The organism is Marivivens sp. ABH4_498 (genome assembly GCF_056160585.1).
In genome coordinates, this window is record NZ_JBSWXL010000001.1 from 337796 (window position 1) to 353325 (window position 15530).

Sequence of the window (15530 nt, forward strand, 5' to 3'; positions counted from 1 at the left end):
GCAGACTGGTGTCACAGATTGGCGCATGACCAATACCATCACCATCGTCGACACGCCGCAGGACCGCCAAGCCTGCTATGACATCCGCACCACTGTTTTCGTGAATGAACAGAACGTCCCGCCCGAATTGGAACTGGACGATCTAGAGGATGCCTGCGTGCATTTTCTGGCGCGGGTCAACGGTGTCCCGATGGGCACCGCGCGGCTACTAGACAAAGGGTATGCCAAGGTTCAGCGCGTTGCGGTCCTGCGCGATGCGCGCGGCACTCGGATTGGCCGCGACCTGATGCTGGCAGTGCTAGAGTACGCTGCGGCAAACGGGTTTTCGGAATCGCGTCTGGATGCGCAGCTATCGGCGATCCCGTTCTACGAAAAACTGGGGTACACAGCGACTGGCCCCGAATTCGACGATGCCGGCATCCAGCATCGCCTGATGATTAAGGCTCTTTAACCTTCTTTGCCGTAGATCAGCTGCTGCAAAGCGCCAACCGCGATCAGATAGACAGAGGTGATGACCAGCCCGTAATGGGCCCAGCTTTCGGGGTGGAAATCGACCCACGCTGCCCAACCGGCAAAGCCTGTCCACGCGATCGCAATCGGCAGCGATAGTTTGCGCCAGCGACGCGTACGGGTTGGGTGAATGAATTTGATCGGCAGGAACATGGCAATCGACAGCGCCACAACCAGCCCCAAGATCACGTAGTAATCGGGTTTAATTGCGAAGACGACCAAGACGAACATGTTCCAGCACCCTGGAAAGCCAGAGAATGAATAGTCTTTGGTTTTCATCCGCGTATCCGCGAAATACAGCGCAGACGTAAAGACAATCACCATGATCGCAAACCAGCCGCCCCATCCGGGCAGCAATTCAGGGTGTTTGAACAGCGCGATTGCAGGGACAAACACATAGGTCAGGTAGTCAATAATCAGATCCAGCAGAACGCCATCGTAAACGGGGCTATTCTTTTTGACGTCATATTTACGGGCCAACGGTCCGTCGATGCCATCCACAAAAAAGGCAACGACCAGCCACAGGAACATAACGCTCCACTGACCATCGACAGCCGCAAGCATGGCAAGAAGGGCGAAGATCGCTCCGGATGCGGTCAGTAGATGAACGCCGAGCGCTTTGTGTGTGATTTTCATCCGATGTTCATGGCCCAAACGGCAGCTTCGCTCAACCGTTTATTTTTGCCCAGTGGCGCGAGGATGGGCAGATTTATACACCTCCATCAAACGGGCCGTATCCACAGCGGTATACATCTGGGTCGTATTTAACGATGCGTGCCCCAATAGTTCCTGAATCGCACGCAAATCACCGCCAGCATTCAACAGATGCGTCGCAAAACTGTGACGCAGCGCGTGGGGCGTCGCTGTTGCAGGCAAACCCAGCTGCATCCGCGTTTGCGCAACCGTTTTTTGCAATTGCGCCGCATTCAGCGCACCCCCGCGGATCCCGCGGAACAGCGGCAGATCGTCCGCCAAATCATGGGGACAGGCCGCGCGATAAGATTCGACCGCATTGCGGGCAGCGGGGACCACAGGCACGATGCGTTCTTTGCCGCCCTTACCAGTGATGCGGATAACATCCGCCAACGGCGCATCACGGCCCTTTAGACCCAACGCTTCGGATATGCGCAGGCCGCAGCCGTACATCAGCGTAATAGCCGCCACATCGCGCAACGCGGCCCAGTGTTCGCGGGCCTGAAACTCTGCCGTTTCAATCATCGCCTTGGCCGCATCAACGGCCAACGGACGCGGCAGTTTTTTCTGAAATTTCGGTGCGCGGGTCATCAGAACGGCCGAAGGGTCAAAATCATGGCGTTCAGCCATATAGCGGATGAACGATTTGACCGCCGATAGCATGCGCGCCAATGATCGCGCCGCAACGCCCCTGCCCCGTTCGTGCGCCATCCAAGACCGCATGTCTGAAACCGTCAGGCCTTTGATCGCATTCAGGCCTGACGCCTGCCCGTGATGATTTTGGATAAACGCCAAAAACGCCAAAACATCGTTTTGATAGGCTTTGACCGTGTTTTCAGCCGCCCCGTCAATTGCGCGCACATGGTCCAGCCAACGCGCCAACGCATCTGTCAGGGCGGGCGATATCATTCCAACCAGCGGCGCATCGCGCGTTCAAACACGCCCGCAAAGAACCCCAGCAGATCGGTGCCCTGTTGCGGTGAAAACTGATGTGGATCTTCGGCGCCCATGACCAACATCCCCGGACGGCGACCCGGCCCGAAATCCAAACGCAGGCAAGCCTCGGACCGGATGTAATCCGCTTTATCGCCGTACAGCGTGTCTTCTCCGCCTTGGGTCTGGCGCAGCGTGACCTGACGCAGCGGGACATTGCGGCCTTGGGTCAGGTAATCCTGAACAAATCCGGGGTTCGCGACATGCAGCACTTCGCCCACGCGGCGCGCGGTGGCTTGACCGTCTTCGGCGTCGGTTTCCAGAACCAAACGCATCGCGTCGACGCGCAGAATTTCGGCAACTTCGCCGCCCAGATCGGTCAGGAATGTTTCGAACTGAACGGGTTCCATCATGCGCAAAACAGCGCGGTGGATTTGATTGGTTCCCGCCAGATTGTCATACGCCGCCGCAATCACGTTGCGGTGGGTATCCTCTAGGCGGTCCAGACGGTTTTCCAGACGCGACATCGCAATCCCGCGCAGGTCCACAATATTGGTCCCCATCGCTTTTTCATTTGCGGTGACAAGCGCGCTCATCACATCGGTATCGTCCAGCAAAATTTCGGGATCGGACAGGATCATGTCGCGTAATTTCGGATCAATTTGCGAACCGGATTTCATTTCTTCCTCGCCCATACTCGTAATCACCTAAAAAATAATATGGCGCAACAATGACACACCGCTTAGATTCCCGCAAGAATAACGCCCCATTTGTGCAGCTTTAGGCGGAAACGGGCCCCCATAAAAACGACAAAGGGGGCCGCCGAAATCGGCCGCCCCCTTTGGTAAAATCAGATAGATTAGACGATTTTCTGGCCAGTTTTTGCCCAGTCAGCTTCGAACTGAGCCAGACCTTTGTCGGTCAGAACGTGGTTAGCCATTGCTTTGATAACCGCAGGAGGCGCAGTCACAACGTCAGCACCGATTTTGGCGCATTCCGAAATGTGGTTTGCGTTACGCACGGATGCCGCCAGAATCTGGGTTTCGAAACCGTAGTTGTCGTAAACGGTGCGGATGTCTTCGATCAGTTGCAGACCATCCAAGTTGATGTCGTCCAGACGGCCGATGAATGGCGAAATGAACGTAGCGCCAGCTTTGGCAGCCAGAATCGCTTGGTTCACCGAGAAACACAGGGTCACGTTGACCTTGATGCCGCGCGACGACAGGATTTTACAGGTTTGCAGACCTGCCCAAGTCAAAGGCACCTTAACCGCGATGTTGTCAGCGATTTTCGCCAGCTTTTCGCCTTCGGCCAGCATGGATTCGAAATCCATCGAAACGGCTTCGGCGGAAACTGGACCTTCGACCATGTCTGCGATTTCTTTGGTGACTTCCAGAATGTCACGGCCCGATTTCAGGATCAGCGACGGGTTGGTGGTCACGCCGTCGACCATGCCCAAATCGTTCAATTCGCGGATTGCGTCGACTTCGGCGGTATCTAGGAAGAATTTCATGACAATTGCCTCATGTTGTGGGTTGGCGTTGCTTAGGCCAGCGTTTACCTCAGAAGGTAAGATACGAAAACCCAAAACAACGGACCCCCGTGGCAGAATTCTACGCAGAAGGTGAATTGGTCAGCGTTCTAACAGCGCAGCCCCTAGATCGGCCCTTGGATTACAAGGCGCCCGAAGGTGGCTGTTGGCTGGGCGCCTATGTCGAGGTGCCTTTGGGCCCACGCAAAGTGCTGGGTTGCGTCTGGGGCGATGGAATCGGTGGGTTTGATCTGTCAAAGGCGCGGTCAATCAACCGCGTATTGGATGTGGCCCCGATGCGGGACGAAATGCGCCAGTTCCTGCAAAAGGTCGGCGCCTATACCCTGACGCCGATGAACGCGATGATGCGGCTGGCCACCCGTGCCCCCGGATTGGGCGATGCGCCGTCGATGCGCAAAGTCTACCGCATGGGCGACCGCGACCCCGACCGCATGACCGATGCGCGCCAGCGGGTATTAAACGTGCTGGATGAATACGGCGGGCTGTCGTTCACTTTGTCCGAACTGGCCGAAATGGCGGGCACGTCGTCATCCGTGATCAAAGGGTTGGTCAAACAAGGCGCCGTCAGCGAAGAGGACACGCCACGCGACCTGCCCTATCCGCAGCTGGACCCAGACTACGGCGGCAAAGAATTGTCCGACGATCAGGCCGCCGCCGCCGAACAACTGCGGACGGGCATCCGTTCGGGCCAATATGGCACGACATTGCTAAAGGGCGTCACAGGATCGGGCAAAACCGAGGTCTACCTAGAGGCTGTCGCCGAATGCCTGCGCCAAAACCGTCAGGCGTTGGTCCTGTTGCCTGAAATCGCGCTGACGTCTGAATTTATAACGCGGGTCGAGGCACGGTTCAGGATGAAGCCTGCCGAATGGCATTCGGGCGTGACCATGACCGAACGCCGCCGCTGTTGGAAAATGGTGGGCAATGGCGACGCGCAGCTGATCGTTGGCGCGCGGTCGGCGCTGTTCCTGCCCTATCGCGATCTGGGCCTGATCATCGTCGATGAAGAACACGACACATCCTATAAACAAGATGACGGCGTTCTATATAATGCGCGCGATATGGCGGTGCTGCGGGCGTCGCTGAACGCGGCGCAGGTCGTTCTGGCATCGGCGACCCCCAGTTTGGAAAGCTGGGCCAACGCCGAACAGGGCAAATACAGCCGCATCACGCTGACGTCCCGTTTCGGCGATTCCGTTCTGCCGGACATGCAGGCCATCGACATGCGCGATCAGGATGTCCCGTCTGGCCGCTGGATTTCGCCCGCCTTGCGCGCGGCGATCACCGATCGGATTGCCAAAGGCGAACAATCGCTCGTGTTTTTGAACCGCCGCGGGTACGCGCCGCTGACGATCTGCCGCGCCTGCGGGCATCAAATTGCGTGCGATCATTGCGACGCGCGGATGGTGGAACACAGGTTCCTAAAACGCCTGATGTGCCACCAGTGCGGCGAAACCAAACCAATGCCCGAAACCTGCCCGAAATGCGAAGCCGAGGGTAAACTGAACCCCGTCGGCCCCGGTGTTGAACGCATGGCCGAAGAGGTCGCCGAGCTGTTCCCCGACGCCAAAATCGCCGTGCTGTCGTCTGACCTGTTCGGGTCCGCCCGCGCGATCAAAGAAAAGATAGAAGAGATCGCAAACGGCGACATCGACATCATCATCGGCACGCAATTGGTCGCCAAGGGGCACAACTTTCCACGTCTGACGCTGGTTGGCGTGATCGACGCGGATCTGGGCCTGCAGGGATCGGATTTGCGGGCGGCGGAACGGACATTCCAATTGATGCGTCAGGTAGCAGGCCGCGCGGGCCGCGCCGACAAACCCGGTGTCGCGCTACTGCAAACCTATCAGCCCGAACACCACGTGATCCGCGCGATCCTGTCAGGCGACGAAGAGCAATTTTGGGCAGCCGAGGCCGCCGAACGTCAGGCCGCTGGCATGCCGCCCTTTGGCCGTATGGCGGGTATCGTCGTGTCAGGCCCCAACATCGAAGAGGTGTTCGATCTGGCCAACCATCTGGCCCGCACGGCTGGGCCGTTGCAACAGATCGGCGCGCAGGTCTTTGGCCCTGCGCCTGCCCCGATTGCGCGGGTGCGCGGGCGGCACCGCGTGCGTTTGTTGGTGAAGGCAGAAAAGACAGCCCCCATTCAACAGGCGCTATCACGGTGGACGTCGAACCTGCGTCTGCCGAATAACGTGCGTCTGCAAATCGATATCGATCCGCAAAGTTTCTATTAAAAAAGGGACCGGCGTAGCGCACCGGCCCCTTTCAGGAGGAAACGTTGTCAGCGGGGGATTAGTCGCTGATGGCGCCCTCTTCGTCGCGGCGCATTTTCGCTTTGACGCGACGGCCCACGATCAGCGGCAGGATGAAACCGATGATCGCAATCGCCCACAGGCCAATAGCCAAGGGGCTATCGATCAGGGTGAACCAATCGCCATTATCGATGGTGATTGCGCGACGCAGGTTGTTTTCCATCGTGTTGCCCAGCAGCGTACCCAGAATGATCGGCACCAGCGGAACATCCAGTTTACGCAAGATCCAACCCATGATGCCGAAACCGATCATCACCATCAGGTCGAACGACGACCCCGAAATGCCGTAGATACCGACAAAGCTGACCATCGCCACGATTGGCATCAGGATCTTTGGCGGCACCATCAACAGACGGGTGAACAGGCCAACCATCGGGATGTTCATCGCCAACAGCATAAAGTTCGCAATGAACAGCGCCGCGATCAGGCCCCAAACCACATCAGGGTTTTGAGTGAACAACAGCGGACCAGGGGTGATGTTCAGCGACAGCAGAACCGCCAGCAAAACGGCCGTTGTACCCGAACCCGGAACGCCTAGCGCCAGCATAGGCACCAGCGCGCCACCTGCGGCTGCGTTGTTGCCAGCCTCTGGTGCGGCAACCCCGCGTGGGTCGCCCGTGCCAAATGTGCCTTCTTTGTCGACCAGACGTTTTTCCATCGAATAGCTGATGAAAGACCCCAGCGATGCACCCGCACCTGGCAGAACACCCGCGATAAAGCCCAAAAAGGACGTGCGCAGCATGGTTGGCGTACAGGCTTTGATCATCGACAACGGTGGCGTCAGGCGTTTTACTTTTAGCTTGCTGTTGTCGGCGCTGGAATTGCCGTGGCGTTCTTCAAGAAAGATGAACACTTCGGACAGAGCGAACAGACCCACGATGGCGACTAGGAAATCCAGACCGTCGTACAGGTGGACTTCGCCAAAGGTGAAACGCGGCACGCCGGTTTGTGTGTCCACACCGATCATCGCCAGACCCAGACCCAGCGCAGCCGCAAAGGCCGATTTCGCCTGATTGGTCGACGACACGCCGCCCAGCGTCATGAACGCCAGCGCAAACAGCGCAAAATATTCCGCAGGGCCGAACAGCAGCGCGATTTTCACCAGCTGAGGCGCCAGCAGGATCAGACCCCAAGTCGCAAGGAACGCACCCACGAAAGACGCGATGCCGGACAGGGACAGCGCTTCGCCTGCCATACCTTTTTTCGCCATGGGATACCCGTCTAAACAGGTCATCATCGCAGGTTCATCGCCGGGGATGTTCAATAGGATCGAACTGATCCGCCCCCCGTACATCGCCCCGTAATAAACGGACGTCAGCAGGATCAACGATGGCGTCGCCCCCAGCCCCAAGGTGAACGCCAGCGGGATCAGGATCGCAACGCCGTTCGATGGCCCAAGGCCCGGCAATGCGCCCATGATGGTGCCCAGAAAACAGCCCAGCAGCGCCAGCAGCAGGTTTTCCCAAGTCAGCGCGACAGCAAAACCGTCGCCAAGTTGTGCAAGGATTTCCATTTTTGCCCCCTTAGAAACCCAATGGGCCTTTGGCCAATGACAGGCCCAGAACCAGATGGAAAATCGCGTAGATACCGACCGACGTGCCAATGCCCGTCAGGACAGAGGCAACAACCGACGAACCCAAACGCCACGATAGATACGCAGCTGCAATTGCAGTCGCGATGACGAAACCGATTACAGGCAACATTTGTGCATACAGAGCCAACACAACGATTGCCGCGAACACTTCGGCCATGCGCGCGAACGGCGGCCAATGGGGTTCGGGATCAGGTTTGATGGCGATGACCAGGCTCGACACACCCAAGATGGTCGCGATGATCAAAGGAAAGGCTTTGGGGCCGACAGCGTCAGATAGGAAACTTTCCTGAATTGCAAAGGCCGACATGGCAAACGCGATAGACAGGATAATTCCGACGATGCCGAATATACGATCACTCATTGGGATCTCCTATTCAACAAGCGGATAAGGTCAGGACGCCGCAACCCGTGCGGCGTCCTGTATTTGAAATTCAGCAGAATTACTGAATGATGCCGATTTCACGCGAAATGGTTTGGATCTGCGCAACAGAGTCGGACACGAAAGCTTCGAATTCAGCGCCTTGCAGGTCCAGTGGAGCCAGACCGTTGTTCGCCATGATGTCTTTCCATTCGTCCGATGCATACAGCGCAGCGATCTGACCGACCCAAGCGTCATATGCTTCGTCCGACATATCGCCAGGTGCGTAGAAACCGCGCCAGTTTGCGCCGATGGCTTCGATGCCCTGTTCACGTGCCGTTGGGAACGCAGCAAATTCACCGTCCAGACGCTCTGGCGACAGAACTGCGATCACGCGGATATCGCCGGAATCTACGAAACCTTTGGCTTCGGAAATGTCACCGGTGAATGCCTGAACCGAACCGCCCAGCAGTTGAGTAACCGCTTCGCCGCCGCCATCGAATGCGATGTATTTCACGGTGCGCACGTCTTCGATGCCGTATGCGTTTGCTGCGATCAGAACCTTTAGGTGGTCCCAGCCGCCAACAGCTGAACCGCCAGCAACGGAAACCGATGTTGGGTCCGCTTTGATCATGTCCAGCAGTTCTGGCAGGTCGTCAACTTCGCTGTCTGCAGCCACTGCGATCACGCCGTAGTCTGCGCCGATCGTCGCCAGCCAACGCACCTGATCCATGGTGTTACCCGGGTATGCACCCTGTGCCAGACGGGTCGCGGTTGCGGTGGATGCTGCAACGATCAGGTCGTTGTCGTCGCCGCGTTTATTCACGACTTCGGCGAATGCAACGCCGCCGCCGCCACCGGCCAAGTTCACAACCTGCATGGTCTGATCAATCAGGCCCAGATCCTGCATCGACTTGCCTACCTGACGGCAGGTGAAATCCCAACCACCACCTGGGTTTGCAGGTGCGATACATTCTGGGTTTTCAGGGGTGAAACCTTCGGCCGAAACGGACAGAGCCGATGCGCCCAGCAGGATTGCTGCCGCGGTCAAACGGGTTGCTTTAATCATTTTGTTTTCCTCCACAGGTGTCGGGCAAATTTCGGTAGTCTGACCCACCCGACGTCTTCTCCCCGCGTTCTTATGCTACCCTATGCAGCATCCTCCTTGCGGGTTAAGACAAGACCCTAGAGCCATAAGCTGTCACGAACCTGTCATAAGTTTTGTGCCGCAAATTCATGGACTTGAGGGAGGAGAATCACAGAATGCGCGTATTGATGGTAGAGGATGCCGCTGATCTGGCCGAAGCCGTGACCGCCGGTCTGAATCGGTCTGGGATGGCCTGTGATTGGGCCGAAGGCGTCGAATCTGCCAAAGATTTTTTGGCCGTTCAATCCTATGACGCGCTGGTTCTGGACATCAATTTACCCGACGGAACAGGCACCGATTTGCTACGCGGTTTGCGGGCTAACGGCGACCGAACCCCCGTGTTGATGCTAACCGCGCTTTTGTCCGTTGATGACCGTGTTGGCGCATTGGATTTGGGGGCGGATGACTATCTGGTCAAACCCTTTGACCAGCGCGAATTAGAAGCCCGCCTACGCGCCCTAGTGCGTCGCGATTCCGACCAAAAATCCGATCATATCGCCCTTGGGTCACTGCGGTTTTCACCTGCGCAGTTAACCGCTGAATTGAACGGAAACCGTTTGGACCTGACCCGCCGCGAAGCCGCACTACTAGGTCTGTTGCTACGAAATCAGGGGCAATACCTGAACAAAGAACGTTTGTATGACGGCCTGTTCGCCTTCAATGATGCGGACGTCGGTTTGAACGCGATTGAACTCTACATCGCGCGATTGCGCAAAAAACTTGGCGGATCGAACGTCAGCATTTCGACCCGCCGCGGCGTTGGGTATCGGATTGCGCTGGATGGATAGCCTGCTGCGCAAAATCCAAAGCATGTCGCTGTTTTCGCGCGTGCTGGCCGGTGTTCTGACCATCATGGCACTGGGCGGGTTATTGGTGGCCTTGGCGTCGTTTGAAAATGGACGGCAAGCCGCGCGGCAATCCTACGACAGGCTGATCCAAGGCGCCGCAATCGACATCGCGGATTCGATCCGCATCGTGAATGGCCGCCCCATCGCGGATTTGCCTGTCTCTGCGTTTGAACTGTTGTCGCTGGCCACAGATGACCGCGTTTCCTACGCCGTGCGCGGATCGGATAAATCGCTACTGACCGGACACGATGACGCGCCCCTACCCAATTCGCTGCGCGGCTCTGGTCCGTTTTTCTACGATGGCATGATGCAAGGCGACCCAGCGCGGTTCGTGACAGTTCTACGCCGTTTTTCGGAACGGGAATTTTCGGGCGTTGTATCGGTGACCGTTGGTCAAACCCGCAGCGCGCGGGATGCGATGGCGTGGGATGTTACGGTCGATACATTGGTGCCCGCCGCGTTTGTCGGTCTGGGGCTATTGGTTGTCGCACTGATCCTTATCCGGTCGTCCATGAAACGCCTAGAGGACATGACCCAAACATTGATCGACCGTGATCCCTATGACCTGACGCCCATGAATACGACCGGCACCCCTGCCGAAATTGATGTCGTTTTGCGGCAGGTAAACCGGTTTATGCAGCGATCCGAACGGCAGATGGATTCAATGCGAAACCTGATTTCGGACACCGCCCATCAACTGCGCACACCCGTGGCCGTTATCCGCGCGCAGGCCGAAATGGTGACGGCAGAACCCGATACAGATCGCAGTCGTGCCGCATTGGAACGGCTGCTGTCGCGGACGCGGTCATTGGGCGTTTTGCTGGATCAAATGCTGAACCGCGCCATGGTCATACACAGGTCCGACAGTATCCCCCGCCAAATGGTCGATCTGCGCGATATAGCGTTGGATATTCTGGATTCCCGCGACCACGAATTGCTTGCTCCGAATGTCGAAGTGTCGCTGAATATTTCCGAAGACCCTGCATATGTTCTGGGCGACGCATTTTCGCTGACCCAAGCCGCCAAAAACCTGTTGTCGAACGCCCTGAAACACGGTGTTCCGCCTGTCGAAATCGGCGTCAGCTATACCCCGACCCACGCCACCCTATGGATCAAAGACGCAGGAAACGGCCCAGACGATGCCGTTCTGGCCCGACTGGGATCACGGTTTGAACGCACCACATCATCGAAAGAGGACAGCGCAGGTATCGGCCTGTCGATTGTCATCGCCGTGGCCCAAGCGTTTGATGGCGAACTCAAATATGAAAAAACCGCAGACGGGTTCCGCGCCGCGCTGGTGTTCCCCCGCAGCTACGAGGCCTTTTCATGAAACGCCTGATCACCGCGCTTGCTCTGGTCGCTGCGCCTGTTTCCGCCCAAGAGGCAACCGCGACATTCGGCTCTGGTCCGACCGAATTGGTGTTCCGATCCACGACCGACATGACCATTTTTGGACCTGTCATCGAATCCTTTGTCGCGTCCAACCCTGACCTGTCCGTCGTCTATGAACAGTGGGGATCGAACGATTTATATGATCAGAGCCTGTCTGACTGCGCCGCAGGCACAGCGCCCGCCGACGCGATTTTGTCGTCCGCCGTGCATCAATTGGTCGATCTGGTGAACAGCAATTGCGCCCATAGCTATCGGTCGGAATTAACCGCGCGGCTACCCGAAACCCGCCGCTGGCGCGATGAATTGTGGGGCCTGACCGAAGAACCCGCAGTAATTATCTACAACACAGATTTGGTCGCCCCCGAAGACGTCCCAAACAGTCGTTTCGAATTTCTGGACCTGATGCGTCAGAACCCAAATTCATATCTGGGCCGCATCGCAACCTATGACATCGAAGCCTCTGGTCTAGGGTATCTATTTGCCTTTTCCGACAGTACCGAAGCCACCACGTTCGGCGCCATGCTAGAAGGTTTCGCACGGTCTGGCGCAGTTGCGACCTGTTGTTCCGCACGCATTATCCGCGCTGTGTCTGATGGTGAATTTCTTATCGCTTACAACGTGTTGGGGTCATACGTGCAAAACGCGAACATCCCAAATGTCGGCGTTGTATTGCCCGAAGATTACACCCTGTTCCTGTCGCGCGGGTATATGATCCCAAAACAGGCGCGCCACACGGACGCCGCCCAAAGGTTGCTGGATTTTCTACTGTCGAACACGGGCCAAAGGGTCATTTCGCGGATGGGCCTGATCTATCCTGATGATCCAGCGGAAAATGGGCTGCTGCCCAGTGCGAAGCGGTTTATTCCGCTGTCGCTGCCCCTGCTGGTCGCTGTCGATCAACACGCCAAAGAACGGTTCATCGACTACTGGCGCGATACATTCGCCGCGCTGCTGTTCCTGCCATAGAAAAAGGGCGTCAGGTTTCCCCGACGCCCCTAAATTTTAACCCTGCGCTTCGCGGATCAGGTTCAGAATATCCTGCGCTGCGGATGGGATGTTGGTGCCCGGACCAAAGATCGCTTTGACGCCAGCGTCATACAGGAACTGATAATCCTGCTGCGGGATAACGCCGCCACAGATAACGATCACGTCCTCTGCGCCTGCTTCTTTCAACGCTTTGATCAACTGAGGCGCCAGCGTTTTGTGGCCCGCTGCCTGCGACGAAATACCGATGACATGCACGTCGTTGTCAATCGCATCTTGCGCAGCTTCGGCAGGGGTTTGGAACAATGGACCCACGTCCACGTCAAAACCGATGTCTGCGAATGCGGTCGCGATCACTTTGGCGCCGCGATCATGGCCGTCTTGGCCCATTTTAACGACCAACATACGTGGGCGGCGGCCTTCTTCTTCGGCGAATTGTTCGACCGATTTCTGGATCGCTGCGAACCCTTCGTCGCCTTCATAGGCTGCGCCGTACACACCGGCCAAGGTTTTCACTTCGGCGCGGTGACGACCGAATTCTTCTTCCATTGCCATGCTGATCTCTCCGACGGTTGCGCGGGCGCGGGCGGCTTCGACTGCGGCTTCCAACAGGTTGCCGCCTTCTTTGGCGCGGCGGGTGATTTCGGCCAGCGCGGCCTGACACGCATCATTGTCACGGGTTTCGCGAATTTTGTTGATACGCGCGACCTGCGATTCACGCACCGCATTGTTGTCGATGTCTAGAATGTCGATCGGGTCTTCTTTCGTCAGGCGGTATTTGTTCACGCCCACGATCACCTCTTCGCCGCGGTCGATATTGGCCTGACGTTTGGCGGCGGATTCTTCGATCCGCAGTTTTGGCATCCCCGAGGCGACAGCTTTGGTCATGCCACCCATTTCTTCGACCTCTTCGATCAGTTTCCATGCCTCTTCGGCCAACTGATGGGTCAGGGTTTCAACGTAGTACGATCCAGCCAGCGGATCGACGACATTGGTGATGCCTGTTTCCTCTTGCAGGATCAGCTGCGTGTTACGGGCGATACGCGCCGAAAATTCGGTCGGCAGCGCGATCGCTTCGTCCAATGCGTTGGTGTGCAGGGACTGGGTGCCGCCCAATGCAGCGGCCATCGCTTCGTACGCTGTGCGGACCACGTTGTTGTATGGGTCCTGTTCCTGCAACGACACGCCCGAGGTTTGGCAGTGCGTCCGCAGCATCGACGATCCCGGTTTCTGCGGGTTGAATTCCGACATGATGCGGTGCCACAGCAGACGTGCGGCGCGCAGTTTCGCGGCCTCCATAAAGAAATTCATGCCAATCGCGAAAAAGAACGACAGGCGAGGCGCGAATTTGTCCACGTCCATGCCCGCAGCAATCGCGGTGCGCACGTATTCACGGCCATCGGCCAGCGTGTAGGCCAGCTCTTGAACCAGGTTCGCGCCTGCCTCTTGCATGTGGTAACCCGAAATCGAAATCGAGTTAAATTTCGGCATGTTATCAGAGGTATACCCAATAATATCCGAGATGATGCGCATCGACGGTTCAGGCGGATACACATAGGTGTTGCGCACCATGAACTCTTTCAAAATGTCGTTCTGAATGGTGCCCGATAGAACCGATTTATCGTGGCCTTGTTCTTCGCCGGTGACGATAAAGTTCGCCAAAATCGGAATAACCGCGCCGTTCATGGTCATCGAAACAGACACCTGATCCAGCGGGATACCGTCGAACAGGATTTTCATGTCTTCGACGCTGTCGATCGCAACGCCAGCTTTGCCTACGTCACCTTCGACGCGGGGGTGATCGGAATCGTAACCACGGTGGGTTGCTAGGTCGAATGCGACCGACACGCCTTGCTGACCTGCGGCCAAAGCTTTGCGATAAAACGCGTTGGATTCTTCGGCGGTCGAAAAACCTGCGTACTGGCGGATCGTCCAAGGGCGCCCTGCATACATCGTGGCGCGTGGACCGCGCGTGAACGGTGCCTCGCCCGGGACGGTGCCCAGATGCGGCAGGCCTTCGATGTCTTCCTCTGTGTACAGAGGTTTAACCTTGATGCCCTCTAGCGTGGTCCATTCCAGATCTTCGACCGAACGACCGCGCAATTCTTTGGCGGCCAGTTCAGACCAGATATCTTTGTTTGCCATCCTCGGTTCCTCCGATTGTCGGTGACCATCCCATGGCCCCGATCCCAGTCAATTTGTTGTGCCGACGCAAAGGCGCGTCAGCGGTATCTATGAATTCGGCCACGCCATCCGCGCCCGATTTTAACCACATCAGATCATCAGCATATTGCCCTGCCAATGCGGCGCGTTGATGCGCATCAAACGGCATCCAGCGATCACTGGCAGACCCGTTGATATCGCCGCCACAGCCGCGATCATCGATGACCTGCGCCAACCGGCCACAATTGGCCGAAGCATTTTTCCAGATCGGCGTCGTATCCAGATCGTCGCCAGATAAATCCGCGTCCAAAACCTGTTCAGCCAATGATTTTGGCGCGGCTACAAAGGTTTCAAACGGCGCAACGATCAGGCGCGCATCTGGAAACACCTGCGCCACATCCGCAATCAAATCCCGCCAACGGCGCGGCTGTGTGACCAACCGATCCAGATCGCCTGAAGTCGGAACATCACGCCCGCGCAGCACCCCAAACGACAGGATAGACGACCAGTAGCTGTCGTAGGACCGCACCAGCAACGTCACCGACCGCACGCGTCCGATTGCCGTGCGCAACCGCATCAGCCGCAAGATCGCATCGTCATACAAACGCCCAGACCGAAGGTTTTTCATCGGTGCGCCGATCAGGTTTTCTTCGCTGATCAACAGGGTGTTCGATCCCATTTTGGACAGGCGCGATTGTTCCATGTTGATCCGCCCGCGCGACCGTTCCGCCAATCGCGCGACATCCGCAGTGATTTGCGCCGGATCGTGCAAAACGCCCTGAAACAGGCCCGACCGAATTTGATCGGGTTCCCACACCGCTACCCCGCGCTGCGACAACGCCGCGCGATTGCGTTTCAGAAACGTTTGGAACGACGTCGTACCCGTGCGATGGGCACCCAGATGCAGAACCTTGTCCATAATGCGCGAAACCTTTTCTATCAGGGCCGCGCATAGGGGCGCGGTGTGGATTGCATAGGCCATCCTCACCACCCCAATGTTTCCAAGGGTTTAACCATAAAATTCACAACAAATGCCGC

The 15530-nt window shown here is 57.2% G+C and carries 14 protein-coding genes; 5 read left to right on the plus strand and 9 right to left on the minus strand.

Features of this window, described 5'->3' with window-relative positions:
- Positions 1–25 precede the first annotated feature (25 nt).
- Positions 26–451: a GNAT family N-acetyltransferase gene (locus ACXAGA_RS01720; RefSeq protein WP_475115794.1), complete on the plus strand. Its 426-nt coding sequence runs from the start codon at positions 26–28 to the stop codon at positions 449–451.
- Here ACXAGA_RS01720 and ACXAGA_RS01725 read toward each other — a convergent pair.
- From ACXAGA_RS01725 to fsa, 4 genes are all read right to left on the minus strand, one after another.
- Positions 448–1146 (minus strand): CDP-alcohol phosphatidyltransferase family protein, encoded by a 699-nt coding sequence (locus tag ACXAGA_RS01725; RefSeq protein ID WP_475115795.1) that lies wholly within the window; start codon positions 1144–1146, stop codon positions 448–450. The genes ACXAGA_RS01720 and ACXAGA_RS01725 overlap by 4 nt on opposite strands.
- Before the next feature lie 39 nt (positions 1147–1185).
- Complete coding sequence (locus ACXAGA_RS01730) at positions 1186–2112, minus strand: tyrosine recombinase XerC (protein ID WP_475115796.1); 927 nt, start codon at positions 2110–2112, stop codon at positions 1186–1188.
- Entirely contained in the window at positions 2109–2816 is a 708-nt protein-coding gene (locus ACXAGA_RS01735; RefSeq protein ID WP_475116212.1) for a DUF484 family protein, read from the minus strand. Before ACXAGA_RS01735 ends, ACXAGA_RS01730 begins: the two co-directional genes overlap by 4 nt.
- Before the next feature lie 179 nt (positions 2817–2995).
- Entirely contained in the window at positions 2996–3649 is a 654-nt protein-coding gene (gene fsa / locus ACXAGA_RS01740; RefSeq protein WP_086451693.1) for a fructose-6-phosphate aldolase, read from the minus strand.
- 89 nt (positions 3650–3738) lie between these two features.
- On the opposite strand from fsa, the gene ACXAGA_RS01745 reads away from it, so the two are divergent.
- Positions 3739–5928 (plus strand): primosomal protein N', encoded by a 2190-nt coding sequence (locus tag ACXAGA_RS01745; RefSeq protein WP_475115797.1) that lies wholly within the window; start codon positions 3739–3741, stop codon positions 5926–5928.
- Between the two features lie 58 nt (positions 5929–5986).
- On the opposite strand, the gene ACXAGA_RS01750 is transcribed toward ACXAGA_RS01745, so the two are convergent.
- The 3 genes from ACXAGA_RS01750 to ACXAGA_RS01760 form a co-directional block, all read right to left on the minus strand.
- On the minus strand, positions 5987–7519 hold the full coding sequence (locus ACXAGA_RS01750) for a tripartite tricarboxylate transporter permease (RefSeq protein WP_475115798.1): 1533 nt from the start codon (positions 7517–7519) through the stop codon (positions 5987–5989).
- 10 nt (positions 7520–7529) lie between these two features.
- The gene (locus ACXAGA_RS01755) at positions 7530–7961 is read right to left on the minus strand and encodes a tripartite tricarboxylate transporter TctB family protein (protein ID WP_475115799.1); all 432 of its coding nucleotides are present in this window, start codon (positions 7959–7961) and stop codon (positions 7530–7532) included.
- A 79-nt stretch (positions 7962–8040) separates the two neighbouring features.
- Entirely contained in the window at positions 8041–9027 is a 987-nt protein-coding gene (locus ACXAGA_RS01760; RefSeq protein WP_475115800.1) for a Bug family tripartite tricarboxylate transporter substrate binding protein, read from the minus strand.
- Positions 9028–9221: 194 nt separating this feature from the next.
- Between ACXAGA_RS01760 and ACXAGA_RS01765 the strand changes: the two genes are divergently transcribed.
- The 3 genes from ACXAGA_RS01765 to ACXAGA_RS01775 are packed head-to-tail and all read left to right on the plus strand — an operon-like array spanning position 9222 to position 12311.
- Positions 9222–9893 carry a response regulator transcription factor gene (locus tag ACXAGA_RS01765; RefSeq protein ID WP_475115801.1) on the plus strand — a complete coding sequence of 224 codons (672 nt, stop codon included), beginning with the start codon at positions 9222–9224 and terminating at the stop codon, positions 9891–9893.
- The gene (locus ACXAGA_RS01770) at positions 9886–11283 is read left to right on the plus strand and encodes a sensor histidine kinase (protein ID WP_475115802.1); all 1398 of its coding nucleotides are present in this window, start codon (positions 9886–9888) and stop codon (positions 11281–11283) included. Before ACXAGA_RS01765 ends, ACXAGA_RS01770 begins: the two co-directional genes overlap by 8 nt.
- Positions 11280–12311: an ABC transporter substrate-binding protein gene (locus ACXAGA_RS01775; RefSeq protein ID WP_475115803.1), complete on the plus strand. Its 1032-nt coding sequence runs from the start codon at positions 11280–11282 to the stop codon at positions 12309–12311. The genes ACXAGA_RS01770 and ACXAGA_RS01775 overlap by 4 nt, the downstream gene beginning before the upstream one ends.
- Before the next feature lie 36 nt (positions 12312–12347).
- On the opposite strand, the gene scpA is transcribed toward ACXAGA_RS01775, so the two are convergent.
- Together scpA and ACXAGA_RS01785 are read right to left on the minus strand one after the other, a co-directional pair.
- Positions 12348–14474 carry a methylmalonyl-CoA mutase gene (gene scpA / locus ACXAGA_RS01780; protein ID WP_475115804.1) on the minus strand — a complete coding sequence of 709 codons (2127 nt, stop codon included), beginning with the start codon at positions 14472–14474 and terminating at the stop codon, positions 12348–12350.
- Entirely contained in the window at positions 14449–15474 is a 1026-nt protein-coding gene (locus ACXAGA_RS01785) for a hypothetical protein (RefSeq protein ID WP_475115805.1), read from the minus strand. Before ACXAGA_RS01785 ends, scpA begins: the two co-directional genes overlap by 26 nt.
- Between the last annotated feature and the right edge of the window lie 56 nt (positions 15475–15530).

Bases quoted from the DNA above. Each gene is read 5' to 3' on its own strand.
- ACXAGA_RS01720 (WP_475115794.1), top strand. From the start codon at position 26: ATGACCAATACCATCACCATCGTCGACACGCCGCAGGACCGCCAAGCC.
- ACXAGA_RS01725 (WP_475115795.1), bottom strand. From the start codon at position 1,146: ATGAAAATCACACACAAAGCGCTCGGCGTTCATCTACTGACCGCATCC.
- ACXAGA_RS01730 (WP_475115796.1), bottom strand. From the start codon at position 2,112: ATGATATCGCCCGCCCTGACAGATGCGTTGGCGCGTTGGCTGGACCAT.
- ACXAGA_RS01735 (WP_475116212.1), bottom strand. From the start codon at position 2,816: ATGAAATCCGGTTCGCAAATTGATCCGAAATTACGCGACATGATCCTG.
- fsa (WP_086451693.1), bottom strand. From the start codon at position 3,649: ATGAAATTCTTCCTAGATACCGCCGAAGTCGACGCAATCCGCGAATTG.
- ACXAGA_RS01750 (WP_475115798.1), bottom strand. From the start codon at position 7,519: ATGGAAATCCTTGCACAACTTGGCGACGGTTTTGCTGTCGCGCTGACT.
- ACXAGA_RS01755 (WP_475115799.1), bottom strand. From the start codon at position 7,961: ATGAGTGATCGTATATTCGGCATCGTCGGAATTATCCTGTCTATCGCG.
- ACXAGA_RS01760 (WP_475115800.1), bottom strand. From the start codon at position 9,027: ATGATTAAAGCAACCCGTTTGACCGCGGCAGCAATCCTGCTGGGCGCA.
- ACXAGA_RS01765 (WP_475115801.1), top strand. From the start codon at position 9,222: ATGCGCGTATTGATGGTAGAGGATGCCGCTGATCTGGCCGAAGCCGTG.
- ACXAGA_RS01770 (WP_475115802.1), top strand. From the start codon at position 9,886: ATGGATAGCCTGCTGCGCAAAATCCAAAGCATGTCGCTGTTTTCGCGC.
- ACXAGA_RS01775 (WP_475115803.1), top strand. From the start codon at position 11,280: ATGAAACGCCTGATCACCGCGCTTGCTCTGGTCGCTGCGCCTGTTTCC.
- scpA (WP_475115804.1), bottom strand. From the start codon at position 14,474: ATGGCAAACAAAGATATCTGGTCTGAACTGGCCGCCAAAGAATTGCGC.
- ACXAGA_RS01785 (WP_475115805.1), bottom strand. From the start codon at position 15,474: ATGGCCTATGCAATCCACACCGCGCCCCTATGCGCGGCCCTGATAGAA.